Source organism: Aeromonas rivipollensis (genome assembly GCF_037811135.1).
GTDB classification, from domain to species: Bacteria; Pseudomonadota; Gammaproteobacteria; order Enterobacterales; family Aeromonadaceae; genus Aeromonas; species Aeromonas rivipollensis.
Map to the genome: position 1 here is coordinate 4,171,440 of NZ_CP149130.1, position 11,205 is coordinate 4,182,644.

The 11,205-nt window shown below is 64.4% G+C and carries 12 protein-coding genes; all 12 read right to left on the reverse strand.

The genetic code is table 11. From position 1 onward, the window contains the following. Positions 1-7: 7 nt before the first annotated feature. The 12 genes from WIR04_RS19025 to mshL all read right to left on the reverse strand — a co-directional run bounded on the left by WIR04_RS19025 (position 8) and on the right by mshL (position 11,172). Entirely contained in the window at positions 8-478 is a 471-nt protein-coding gene (locus tag WIR04_RS19025; RefSeq protein ID WP_338889028.1) for an MSHA biogenesis protein MshP, read from the reverse strand. Next, complete coding sequence (locus tag WIR04_RS19030) at positions 468-1,310, reverse strand: PilW family protein (RefSeq protein WP_420883436.1); 843 nt, start codon at positions 1,308-1,310, stop codon at positions 468-470. Before WIR04_RS19030 ends, WIR04_RS19025 begins: the two co-directional genes overlap by 11 nt. Continuing rightward, positions 1,310-1,885 (reverse strand): prepilin-type N-terminal cleavage/methylation domain-containing protein, encoded by a 576-nt coding sequence (locus WIR04_RS19035; protein ID WP_338889030.1) that lies wholly within the window; start codon positions 1,883-1,885, stop codon positions 1,310-1,312. The genes WIR04_RS19030 and WIR04_RS19035 overlap by 1 nt, the downstream gene beginning before the upstream one ends. Beyond that, entirely contained in the window at positions 1,872-2,354 is a 483-nt protein-coding gene (locus WIR04_RS19040) for a pilus assembly FimT family protein (RefSeq protein ID WP_338889032.1), read from the reverse strand. The genes WIR04_RS19035 and WIR04_RS19040 overlap by 14 nt, the downstream gene beginning before the upstream one ends. A 64-nt stretch (positions 2,355-2,418) precedes the next feature. Further along, positions 2,419-2,880, reverse strand: coding sequence for a prepilin-type N-terminal cleavage/methylation domain-containing protein (locus WIR04_RS19045; protein WP_163155467.1), 462 nt, complete (start codon positions 2,878-2,880; stop codon positions 2,419-2,421). An 18-nt stretch (positions 2,881-2,898) separates the two neighbouring features. Beyond that, on the reverse strand, positions 2,899-3,558 hold the full coding sequence (locus WIR04_RS19050; RefSeq protein ID WP_338889033.1) for a type II secretion system protein: 660 nt from the start codon (positions 3,556-3,558) through the stop codon (positions 2,899-2,901). Between the two features lie 76 nt (positions 3,559-3,634). Continuing rightward, a complete protein-coding gene (locus tag WIR04_RS19055) occupies positions 3,635-4,096 on the reverse strand; it encodes a hypothetical protein (RefSeq protein WP_338889034.1) in 462 nt (153 codons plus the stop codon). A 120-nt stretch (positions 4,097-4,216) separates the two neighbouring features. Further along, positions 4,217-5,437: a type II secretion system F family protein gene (locus tag WIR04_RS19060; protein ID WP_338889035.1), complete on the reverse strand. Its 1,221-nt coding sequence runs from the start codon at positions 5,435-5,437 to the stop codon at positions 4,217-4,219. A 3-nt stretch (positions 5,438-5,440) separates the two neighbouring features. Next, a complete protein-coding gene (gene mshE / locus WIR04_RS19065; protein ID WP_338889036.1) occupies positions 5,441-7,150 on the reverse strand; it encodes an MSHA fimbrial ATPase MshE in 1,710 nt (569 codons plus the stop codon). Positions 7,151-7,281: 131 nt separating this feature from the next. Further along, positions 7,282-8,442, reverse strand: coding sequence for a tetratricopeptide repeat protein (locus tag WIR04_RS19070; protein ID WP_338889037.1), 1,161 nt, complete (start codon positions 8,440-8,442; stop codon positions 7,282-7,284). After that, positions 8,439-9,329, reverse strand: coding sequence for an ExeA family protein (locus WIR04_RS19075; protein ID WP_338889038.1), 891 nt, complete (start codon positions 9,327-9,329; stop codon positions 8,439-8,441). The genes WIR04_RS19070 and WIR04_RS19075 overlap by 4 nt, the downstream gene beginning before the upstream one ends. Positions 9,330-9,492: 163 nt before the next feature. After that, complete coding sequence (gene mshL, locus WIR04_RS19080; protein ID WP_338889039.1) at positions 9,493-11,172, reverse strand: pilus (MSHA type) biogenesis protein MshL; 1,680 nt, start codon at positions 11,170-11,172, stop codon at positions 9,493-9,495. Positions 11,173-11,205 lie beyond the last annotated feature (33 nt).

Genomic DNA, 11,205 nt, shown 5'->3' on the forward strand with positions numbered 1-11,205 from the left:
CAAAATCTCACGGCATCACTCCATCAAAGGCTTCCGCCACCAGGGTGCGGCTGACGGCAAAGCCCGGGTTGGCGCCCGCTGCCTCTGTACCACAGGTGCCCAGGCTGGTGAGTCGGTAGGTGGTGCTGGTCTCTCCCCCCTGAGTGGCCTGGATCTCGTTGCAGCTCACCGACACCCGGCACCCGCTCAGGCCGGGATCATTGTCAAAGACCCGGGACGCCGCCACCCTGGTGCAGGCGGCGGGCAACTCGGCGCCACTGCGATTGGGAAACAGCTGATAGAGGGCGATTTCCAGCCCGCTCTGGGCCGCCATCAGGGCTCGCACCCCGCGCACTTCCACCGTGTTCTTCTCGCCGCTGTCTACCAGGAAGCGGCCCATGGCCGCCGCCAGCAGGGCCATGATGACGATGACGAAGAGGGCGACCATGATGGCGCTGCCACGCTGGGGCGCCAACCTGCGGGGAGGCCTAGGGAACATTGAGCGTCTCCAGCTTGTGGTTGAAGAGAACGCGCTCTCCGCGCTGCTCTAGCTCCATCCGAAACCCAACCTCGCTCTGGCTGAAGGCGGCTGGCTCACGGTAGAAGTAATAGGGCGCAGGGCGGACATACTCGGCCATCAGGACCGGCGTGATCCCGTGAAAGTCAGTGCCTATGGCGGCGCTGGCCCGGGTCAGGGCGGCATTCATCACGCAGTAGCGCACCTGTTGGCGGGAAAAATAGATGCGCTGCCCCGGCGACTCCTTGGTGAAGGCGCCATCCACCGTCAGCGGCAAGGCTCCCGAGACAGGGCTGCCCACCGAAATAACCCTGGCCACGCAGTTGCCATGGAGGCACCCCTGCTCCAGGTTGAGTGCAGGATCGGCAAGGGGGTAGATGATGGCCTCGTCGTCTTCCCGGGGCAGCACCTCGGGCTCCACTATGGTGAGCCCGCCGCTGGCCGCTGAGCCCAGATAACGGCTGGCGGTGGCAATGGGCCAGAAGCGCAGGCAGGCCCCCTGATCCAGAGGGTTGCCCACCGCATCCTCGATGCGCACCGAGCCCGGCACCGCATCGCGCAGCTCGCGGTTGAGCCGCTCCAGGGCGAAGCGGGCATCGCTCATCAGCTGCTCCCGGCGACTGGCATCCCCGTAAATCTGGGTGCCGATGCCGATAAACTGGCTGGTAAAGGTGGCCATGACCCCGAGCAGCAGTATCACCATCACCAGTTCCACCAGGGTGAAGCCCCGTGCCCGCCCAGGTCGGACGTGGTAACGGGTTGTGGTAACGGATGCGTCATCGGACGCGGCATAACGGGAATGCGCCTTGTCCATCAGTAATTCCCCCGGTAGAGGGTGAAAGCCAGCTCGCTCTGATCCGGCAGGCGCACTGTCAGGGCGATGCGCTTGCCGATGGACTCGGCCCCCAGGCCTGAGCTCCCGAACAGGGTATCCGGGGTGACGGCGATCCTGACCTGATAGTGGCGATACTCCTCGTCGCTGACGCCCTCGGCATTCGTCTGGGTAAACTGGTTGGCGTCCACCCAGTTGCCCGCGGTATCGAAGTCATCCACGTCGTTGAACTCGAAGGGGCGCCTCTCGCCCCCATCCGGGCCGTAATCGGCGACCGGGGTGCAGGCGGGATAGGTCACCGCAGGGGTGCCGACTGTCTCGCCGCAGCGAAAACGGCCACCATTGTGATCCGAGTGTTCATCGAAGGATTTTTGCAGCACCTCGCCGAGGATCCGCTGGGCCAGCTGGGCGCCCCGCACCTGCTGCACCGGATCCACCCCCTGGGGGGCCTGATTGATCAGCAGACCCAGAATGCCGGTCAGGGCGATGGCCAGCAGCACAATGCCGACCACGAATTCGATCAGGGTGAAGCCGCGACGGGCCTTAAGGGAGGGCATGGATATAACCTTCCGGCTCGATACGCAGCCGGGCGCTCTCCTGCCCGCTGCTCACCACCAGGTTGCAACCAGTGACGCAGGTGGACGGTGAGAGCGGACGGCCGCTGCGTTTGTCGAAAAAGAAGCTGCCTTGCGGCAGGGAGATGTCGCCGGAGGCTGTGACAACGCGCCCCCGGCTCTGCTCGTCAGCACTCCATTTCGAGATGGGCTTGGCCACGCAGTTGCCCGTCTGGGTCAGGTGAGCGAAGCGGCCCTGCTCCAGCACCAGCTGGGTGCAGCGCGCCTCCCCTTCATGCATGTTCATGGTCTGCACCAGCCGCAGCCGGGTCACCAGCTCATCGCGCAGGGTATGGGTTTCAAAGCCGCCTTTGCCCAGCCACTTGGGCACGGCAAAGGCGGCCAGAATCCCGAGCAACAGGATTACGATCACCAGTTCTATCAGGGTAAAACCATCACTTCGTGCCGTCATGACACAGCACTCCTTGGAAGGAAGATGGAGAGAGTACCTCCCTCCATCTTGATTGAGATTGACCTTACTTACAGGCAGTCACTTCAGAGGTCGGCAGAGAGCCTGAAGAAGCCTCTGTATAGGTAACGAAGCAGTCTTGGGCGGTGGAGCTGGCTGAAACGCCAGCCGGGAAAATCCGGATACTGCTGGATACCGGGGTACCAAAGCTCCAGTCACCAGAACTCAACTCCAGCACCTTCTCAAGATCATCCTTGGTCGCCTTGGGATAGCCGTAGGCAATGTTCACGCTGACGTTATTGCCGACATCCAGTGTCTCGGAAGGAGCCGTGTCCTTGCCAGCGATAACGGCCTTGCTATATACCATGGCACCGGCAGAATTCAGCGAGCCCTCAACCCCTTTCAGGGTGGAAGTACGCGCATCATCCTGCAGATTCAGGAACTTGGGCGCGGCGGTGACCGCCAGAATGCCCAGGATGATGATCACGATCACCAGTTCGATCAGGGTAAAACCCGCCTGCTTTTTCATTACGTTTTCCTCGGTTTATCAATTGATATTGGTAGTCACCTGGCCGGAGGCCGGGCGGTAACTGAAACTCATGTAGGCATCGGTGCTCCCTTGCGGGTCCTGATAGCGCCCATCACTTCCCTTGCTCAGGCTGTTGACCAGATAGTAACGGCAGACCGAATCCAGTCCATTGTTGCTCACCGTGGCATAGAACTTCAGGTCATTGCCGCTACCGCGCACCTCGTCAAAGTTGGCAGTAGCCTTGGGAGGATTCTGCAACAAGCCCTCCCAAATATTGAGACAGCGGGCCGCCGTCAGATTGGCCGGATCCACATCGGGAGCGCCGCTCGCCGCCGTGTCCATGGGATAACCGGGGGAGAGCTCGCCATTGCTGACCTGGCTCTCGGTCGGCGTGGTCAGATAGAAACGGGAACCGTCATACAGCACAGTGTTGAGGCTGTCCTGCCTGGCACGCCCCTCGGCTTCCCACTGGGCCCGCACCAGGGAGACCGCTGTGGCAAAGCCGCCCGATACCCCTTCCACGCTGGCCTTCTTCGCCTCGTCGGTCACGTCGAGAAAACGGGGCAAGGCGGTGACGGCCAGGATCCCCAGAATCACGATAACGATCACCAGCTCGATCAGGGAAAAACCGGCCATCTGACCTGGTCCCTGGCCGGCGCTCACTCTCTTTGCTGCCATGCTGCCTCCGTAATGTTCCGCATTATTTCATGCAGATAGAAAAAAATCATGTGGCTGAAGCACTTGAGAGATCGACTCAAGGCTTCGCCAGTACCCGGCCATCGCTGAAACGGTAGAACAGCCAGTGCCCTTCCCAACCAAACTCGCAGCCGTCCCCATCCTGGCTGGCGAGTGCCTGCCAGGACGGCAACCCCGGGTCCTCGGGGCCGATCAGCCTCAGCCAGAGCTGACGGCAGTTGGCGGAGGGTGACTGCAGCGGCAGCACCGCCAGCGGCCAGCCCCGCCCATCGAACTGCCAGGCCACCCCCTCCGCATGCAGCACCTCGGGGCGCCGCTCATCGAGCCAGCGCCCGTGCAGTCGCTGGGCCCGCTCGGCAAATTGCTCCCCCAGCAGGCTCAGGCTGACCGCCAGCGCCTCTTCCCTGTGGCTGCGATAGCTCAGGGCCAGGGTGGCAATGATGACCAGCAGCAGGACGCAGGCGATCAGCCGCCTGTAGCCTCCCAGCCAGCGCTCATCCTGCTCGGACTGTCTGCTCATCCACGCCTCTCTAGCCGTAATCCTGTACAGATGGCGCACATCATCTGCAGCCACACATCACTGGCCGCGAACCGCACGCATCATGCCCCCCATCAGGAGGAGTGAAGATGCTGAACCACATCATTGGCCGCGAACGGCCCTCATCATGTCCCACATGGGCGTAAAGATACCGAGCGCCAGCACCAGCACCATGACGGCCACTATGCCGATCAGGATGGGCTCGATGCGGGCGGTGAGGCTCTTGAGGTCATAATCCACCTCCCGCTCGTAGTATTCGGCCGCCTCGTGCAGCAGCTCGTCCACCTGGCCCGTCTCTTCCCCCACAGCGATCATCTGCATCACCAGAGGGGTGAACAGGCCGCTGGCACCGGCGGTGCGCAGCAGGCTCTCGCCCCGCTCTATGCCCGCCCGCATGTCGCGGATCTGCCCCGCCATATAGGCGTTGTCTACCGCATCGGCCACCAGGGTCAGCGCAGTGTTGAGCGGCACCCCGGCCTTGAGCATCATGGAGAAGCTGCGGGCAAAACGGGCCAGCAGGGAGCGCTCTATGATGGTGCCGACTATGGGCAGCCTGAGCTGCCAGCGATGCCAGGTCAGCTTGCCCTGGGTGCTGGCGACCCAGCGACGCCAGCCAAACACCATGCCCGCCAGGATGGCCAGCAGCAGCCACCAGTAGTGGACGAAGAAGTGGGAGGTGGCGAGCAGGATCCGGGTCGCCAGCGGCAGCTCGACCCCGAACTTGGCAAACATGCCGGCGAACACCGGGATCACCATGATGTTGAGGATCACCATGGCGATGCCGATGGCCATCATCACGAAGCTGGGGTAGCGCATGGCGGTCTTGATCCGCTTGCGGGTCTCCAGCTCCAGATCGAAATAGTTGGCGAGCTGCAGGAAGGCCTCCTCCAGCTGGCCGGTGTTCTCGCCGACATGGATGATGGCGACGAACAGGCTGTTGAACACCTTGGGGTGCGTCTGCATCGAGCTCGACAGCGGCCGCCCATTGCCGAGATCCTCCCCTAGGGCGTGCAGTGCCCGCTTGAGGGGCTTGCTGTGGGCGCTATCCTCCAGCCCGGAGATGGCGCGCAGTATGGGAATGCCTGCCCGGGTCAGGGCATACATCTGGCGGCTGAACACCACCAGCTCTTCGAGTTTGACGCCCCCCTCCAGCAGCAGCGACCAGTCGATGCCGGCCGCTTTCGCCTTGCCCGCTTTGAGCTCGGTGGGCATCACGCCGCGGCGCATCAGCTGCTCGGCGGCGGCCAGCTCGCTGGCGGCCTCCAGCACGCCGCTGACGGCGTTGCCCTGGCTGTCGCGCCCCTTGTAGTTGAAGCTGCCCATGGCTTATCCCAGATCCTCGGCCAGCCTGAGCACCTCATCCACCGAGGTGATCCCCTCCCGGGCATAATCGAGCGCCGTCAGGGCCAGGGGCCTGTAGTGCTCGTGCTCGCGTGCCGCCCGGGCAAAGCCCTCCGCATCGTTGCGGCGCAGGGCATCCATCATGGGTTGATCCAGCTCCAGCAGCTCGTAGACCCCGATCCGGCCCGAATAACCGGTGAAGTTGCAGCTCTGGCAGCCACGCCCCTTGCGATAGAGGTGCTGGCCGGGTTCCTCGCCGGAGAGGACGGACAGCCAGGTGGCCTGCCCCTGGTCCGGCGCCGTCTCGCAGGCGCAGTGTTCACACAGCCGTCGCACCAGGCGCTGGGCCACCACGGCCCGCAGGGCGCTCGCCACCAGATAGCCTGGGGCCCCCATGTCGATGAGGCGCAGGGCGCTGGTGACGGCGTCATTGGTGTGCAATGTGGTCAGCACCAGATGGCCTGTGATGGCGCCGCGCAGGCCTATCTCCACCGTCTCGTTGTCCCGCATCTCCCCCACCAGCAGGATATCGGGATCCTGACGCAGGGTGGAACGCAGCACCTGGGAGAAGGTGAGGCCTATCTTGGGGTTGACCTGCACCTGGTTGACCCGCGGCAGCCGGTATTCCACCGGGTCTTCCACCGTGATGATCTTGTGGCTGGCCTGGTTGAGCTCGGAGAGGGCGCCGTAGAGCGTCGTGGTCTTGCCGCTGCCGGTGGGGCCCGTCACCAGTATCATGCCGTGGGGGCGCTTGAGCTGGCGCCGGAAGCGGCTCAGGATGGCCGGCGGCATGCCGGTTTCCGCCAGCGACAATATGCCGGAGGATTGGTCCAGCAGTCGCATCACCACGGATTCACCGTACTGTACCGGCATGGTGGACATACGCACATCCACGTCCCGGCCGCGCACCTTCATGGCGAAACGGCCATCCTGGGGCAGCCGCTTCTCGGAGATGTCGAGCCCGGCCACCAGCTTGAGGCGCAGCACCAGCGCCTGGGCGATGCGTACCTCGTTCAGTATGTTTTCGTGCAGCACGCCGTCGATGCGCTGGCGGATGCGCAGCACCTTCTCGTCCGGCTCTATGTGGATGTCGGAGGCCCCCACCTGCACTGCGTCCTCGAACAGGGATCGCAGCAGCTTGGCCACGGTCGCCTCCCCCTCGTCACCGGCCCCGAGATTGCTGGAGCCCAGCTCGAAACCGGCGTCCTGATACTCTTCGTGCAGCTGCTCGGCGAAGCTCTCTATCTCCCGGGTGCGGCGATAGAGGCGGTCGAAATACTCCAGCAGCTGGCCTTCCCGCGCCACCGCCAGCACCATTTCGCGGGGGCTGAGCAGGGCGGCGATGGCATCCAGGGCGCTCAAGTCGGCGGGATCCGACATGGCCACTGTCACCTTGTTGTCGCTGAGGTTGACCGCCAGGGCGCGATAACGGCGGGCCTGCACCTCGGGCAACAGGGTCACGGCCGAGGCGTCTATGGTGAGGTTATTGAGATCGAAGAAGGGCACGTCCAGCTGGCGGGCGAGGAACTGCAGCAGTTGCACCTCGCTGATGAAGCCGAGATCGATGAGGGTGGTCCCCAGCTTGCGCCCGGTCTGACGCTGCTGCTGCAGGGCGAGCTGCAACTGATCATCCGAGATGATCTGCTCCTGTACCAGCAGGTCGCCGAGGCGCATTTTCAGTCTGGGTTGTGCCATTGTTGCTCCGATTCCTGTGATTGCACGTCATTCAAAACTGTTGCCACATTCGATGGCGAATTGGGTACCAGAATCCGTCACCTCGTCCGATTACGCCGCTGCGCGGCTAATCGAACCCAGGGGTTGTTGTGTCAAGGCGCCAGCTCGGCGATCCGTTGTTCCAGCCAGCGGGTCGATGCCTCGCCAAGATTCCCGTGCAATTGGGCATTGCCATAGGCATCCAGCGCCCGCTGGCGGTGGCCCTGACCATCCTCCGCCACCCCCAGCCCCAGCCACCAGCGCCCCTGGTCCGGCTGCTGGCGCAGCAGCTTGACGTAGAGCTCGGACGCCTGGGCCGGCTGGCCCAGCTCCTGGGCGAGCCCCGCCCAGGTGGCGTAATAGTCCAGATTGGCGGCCAGGTCCGGCTGATAGCCGGTGAGCCAGTCCAGCGCCTTCTGGCGATCGCCGCCGCTGATGGCCACCCGGGCCAGCAGCAGCCGCAGGTCGGCCTGCGCCGGATCCAGCCTGAGCCCCTCTTCCAGCACCTGGCTGGCCTCGGTCAGCCGACCCTCGCCGTAGAGCAGGCCCGCAAGCTGCTCGCGCGCCCCCTGATTGTGCGGATCATGGACCAGCACCTGGTAATAGTTGTCCTGGGCCTCCCGCATCTGGCCCTTGGCCATGGCGGTAGTCGCCTTGCGCTCGGCCAGGGCCGCCAGCTCGGGCTCGGAGAGATCCACCGTCTCTATCTTCAGCACGCCGGGTTTGCGGGGAGCGGCGGCCGCCTCCTGGGGGGCCGCCTCCTGCTCTGCGGCCAGCTCGGCATAAAGATCCGGCTGCAACTCTTCGTCGCTCGGCGTGAGCTCATCCTCCGGCGGCGTCTCGGCCAGGGCCTCGGACGCCGGGGCCTCGTCGGCGAGCGCCTCGGTCGCGGAAGATCCCTCTGCCACCTCGGCAGGCGCGCTGGTCCTTGTCACTGCGGCCACTGGGGCGACATCCTGAGCGACAGCCCCGGAGGCGGCCCCCTGGGGCTCGGGGGGCGTGGCGACCACCTCGGTGGCAGAAGAGGCAGGCTGCGCCTGGCTCGCCGGGGCGAGCTCGGTCGTCGATTGAACCGTCGGCTGCGCCGTGCGCTGGCTCTGCTGCCAGTAGATCCAGGTGCGCCAGCCGAGGATGGCCAGCGCCAGGGTGCACAGCAGGGTCAGCACCAGCATCCACCACCCCTGCTGACGCACCGGCGCCACATAGACGGCGGCGCCTTCGGATCCTGGCTGGCGTTGCTCCAGATCTTTCAGCATCTGATTGATCACGCTCATGACCAGACTCCATAGGCCAGGGCAGTGCCCAGCAGCAGCAACAGGGGCCACCAGCGCACGAATGAGCCACCACGGGCGTCATCGGTATCGCGAATGGCGAGGCGCACCAAGGCGCTGTCGATCCGCCGAGTCCCGCGGCCGTAGGCCAGCATCAGGCACTTCTGGGCCAGCACGTTGATGAGCCGCGGAATGCCGCGGGATGCCCGCCACAGCAGGCGCAGGGCCAGACCGCCAAACAGCGTCGCCCCGCGATAACCCGAGACGTGCAGCCTGTGCTCCAGATAGGCCCGGGTTTCGTCGCACCGCAAGGGGCGCAGGCAGTAGGAGAAGCCGATGCGCTGGCGCAACTGGCGCAAGTGGGGCCGGGCCAGCCGGACATCCAGCTCGGGTTGGCCGAACAGCACTATTTGCAGCAGCTTGCTGGACTCGGTCTCCAGGTTGCCGAACAGGCGGATGGCCTCCAGTGTCTCGTCCGGCAGGGCCTGCGCCTCGTCGATCAGCACCACCACCCGGCTCCCCTGCTGGTGCAGGGCGATGAGGTGGCGATGGATGCGATCCGTGAGATCCAGCTCGCTGTCTCCCTGCACCGCCAGCCCCAGCTCCAGGGCCAGGGCGGTGCGCAGCTCACCCGGGGTGAGGTGGGGGTTGGGCAGCCAGGCCAGGCGCACCGGGCACACCTCGGAGCCGAGCTCGCTCAGCAGCTTGCGGCAGAGCAGTGTCTTGCCGGTGCCCACCTCGCCGGTCACCTTGATGAAACCCTCCCCCTGTGCCAGCGCCCAGTTCAGCACCTGCATGGCCTCCTCGTGGGGAGGCAGGCCGTAGTAGAAGCCGGTATTCGGGGTCAGGCCAAAGGGGGCCTCCTGCAAACCGAAATGGTTCAGGTACATGTCCCCTCCCAGTCCCCGTCACGGCCAACGCCGATCAGGCCGAAGGAGAACACCTGCAAAACAACATGGTTCAGGTACATGAGTCGTCACCGGCCCGGGGGCCTGTCGTGGCACCGAGCCACAGGCCGTATGGAACAAGGCCAATCGCATGCTGGTTCATGGCTTAGCCCTTGGGCGGATACCATTTGTCGAGCAGCTCGGAGGAGCGTTGCAGCTCCTTCTGCCAGGTGTCTTTCTCCACCACTGTCGGCTTGAGCAGGATCACCAGCTCGACCTTTTTGGTGCTCTCCCGGCGGTTGGTAAAGGCTTCGCCGACCCAGGGAATGTCCCCGAGCAGCGGCACCTTGCTGACGATCTCCTGCTTGTCGGTCTTCATCAGGCCGCCGATGACGATGATGTCGCCGTTGTTGGCCTGCACCACGGTATCCGATTCACGAATGGAGCTCTTGGCGAGCGGCAGCACCAGGGGATCCGCAGTGCCGACGTTGATGGTCTTGCTCTGCTCCTCGGTGTCGATGACGGAGGGGTGGATGTGCAGCAGCACCCGGCCGGCCTCGTCGATCTGGGGGGTCACGTCCAGGGCGATGCCGGAGAAGAAGGGGGTCAGCTCCACGTTCGGCGTCACTATGGGCGCCGAGTTGCCCGAGGTGGTGGTAGTGGTCGAGGCGTTGGTGACGAAGTATTCGTCCGTCCCCACCTTGATCACCGCCTTCTGGTTGTTGGTGGCGGTGACGCGCGGGCTCGAGAGGGTGTTCACGTCCCCCTGGGTCTTGAGCAGGCTGACCGCCACGTTGAAGTTGCCATCCGAGATGGTGAAACCGGCGCCGCCCCCCAGGGCCCTGAAGATCTGGTTGGGGGTCGAGGCGATGGGGCTGTCGAGCAGGGAGCCGCCCCCCGTGATGCCCTTGTTGCCGTCCCAGCTGGCGGAGAGACCGCTCCAGTCCACCCCCTGCTCGTACCCCTCGTTGAGGGCCACTTCCAGGATCCGCGCCTCCAGCACCACCTGGCGCTTGAGGTGTTCACCGGACTGATCCAGGAACTCGCGCACCGCCTTGAGCTCTTTCGGATAGGCACGCACAGTGATGAGCCCGGCCTGGGGACTGGTGATGACGGCCCGGCCCTCGCCTGTGCCTATCAGGGTCTGCAGGGCGTCTCGCAGATCGCTCCAGTAGTCGTTGTTGCTGTCCGTCTCGATCCGGGTGCCATTGCTGTTGTTGCTGTTGCCGTTGTCCCCGTTGGAGGAGCCGAGGTTGTTGTTGCCGTTGTTATTGTTGCCGCTGCTGTCGAAGTTGTTGTTGCCGTTATTGTTGTTGTCGTTGGCCGTCACCCCGCCGGTACTGACCGAGGTGCGGGAGAGGCCGCGGCGGGCCATCATCAGATAGTTGACCGGGATTGTCTCTGTGCGAAGGCCCGCCGGATAGACGTGAAACACGTTGCCCTTGCGCTGCACATCGAAGCCGTACATGTCACCGACCGTGGCCAGCGCCTCCTGCAGGGTCACGTCTTTCAATTCCACCGAGATGGCACCGGCCACCCCGGGATGGACGGCGACGCTGTAGCGGGAGCCCTTGAACAGGGAGCCGAAGAACTCCACCGCATCGACATCATGGGCCGCGATGCGCAGCCGTTTCTCCGGAACGGCCAGGGGCTGCTGGGGGCGATTGAGCTGCAGCAGTTCGCTCTGCACCGAGGGAGGCAGTGTGGTCAGCGGCGCGGTCGGGGTCTGCTCCTTCATGGCTTGCTTGAGGGCGTCTTTGGCCTGCACCGGTTCTGGGTGCTGATAGCTGGTACAAGCCGCCACCGCCAATGCGAGGGGAAGCAGACAGAAATGGTGTTTTTTCATGTTATTGGTGCACCTGACTCGCAATGAAACTCG

Bases quoted from the DNA above. Each gene is read 5' to 3' on its own strand.
- WIR04_RS19075 (WP_338889038.1), bottom strand. From the start codon at position 9,329: ATGTACCTGAACCATTTCGGTTTGCAGGAGGCCCCCTTTGGCCTGACC.
- mshE (WP_338889036.1), bottom strand. From the start codon at position 7,150: ATGGCACAACCCAGACTGAAAATGCGCCTCGGCGACCTGCTGGTACAG.
- WIR04_RS19035 (WP_338889030.1), bottom strand. From the start codon at position 1,885: ATGCCCTCCCTTAAGGCCCGTCGCGGCTTCACCCTGATCGAATTCGTG.
- WIR04_RS19070 (WP_338889037.1), bottom strand. From the start codon at position 8,442: ATGAGCGTGATCAATCAGATGCTGAAAGATCTGGAGCAACGCCAGCCA.
- WIR04_RS19060 (WP_338889035.1), bottom strand. From the start codon at position 5,437: ATGGGCAGCTTCAACTACAAGGGGCGCGACAGCCAGGGCAACGCCGTC.
- WIR04_RS19045 (WP_163155467.1), bottom strand. From the start codon at position 2,880: ATGAAAAAGCAGGCGGGTTTTACCCTGATCGAACTGGTGATCGTGATC.
- WIR04_RS19055 (WP_338889034.1), bottom strand. From the start codon at position 4,096: ATGAGCAGACAGTCCGAGCAGGATGAGCGCTGGCTGGGAGGCTACAGG.
- WIR04_RS19025 (WP_338889028.1), bottom strand. From the start codon at position 478: ATGTTCCCTAGGCCTCCCCGCAGGTTGGCGCCCCAGCGTGGCAGCGCC.
- mshL (WP_338889039.1), bottom strand. From the start codon at position 11,172: ATGAAAAAACACCATTTCTGTCTGCTTCCCCTCGCATTGGCGGTGGCG.
- WIR04_RS19040 (WP_338889032.1), bottom strand. From the start codon at position 2,354: ATGACGGCACGAAGTGATGGTTTTACCCTGATAGAACTGGTGATCGTA.
- WIR04_RS19030 (WP_420883436.1), bottom strand. From the start codon at position 1,310: ATGGACAAGGCGCATTCCCGTTATGCCGCGTCCGATGACGCATCCGTT.
- WIR04_RS19050 (WP_338889033.1), bottom strand. From the start codon at position 3,558: ATGGCAGCAAAGAGAGTGAGCGCCGGCCAGGGACCAGGTCAGATGGCC.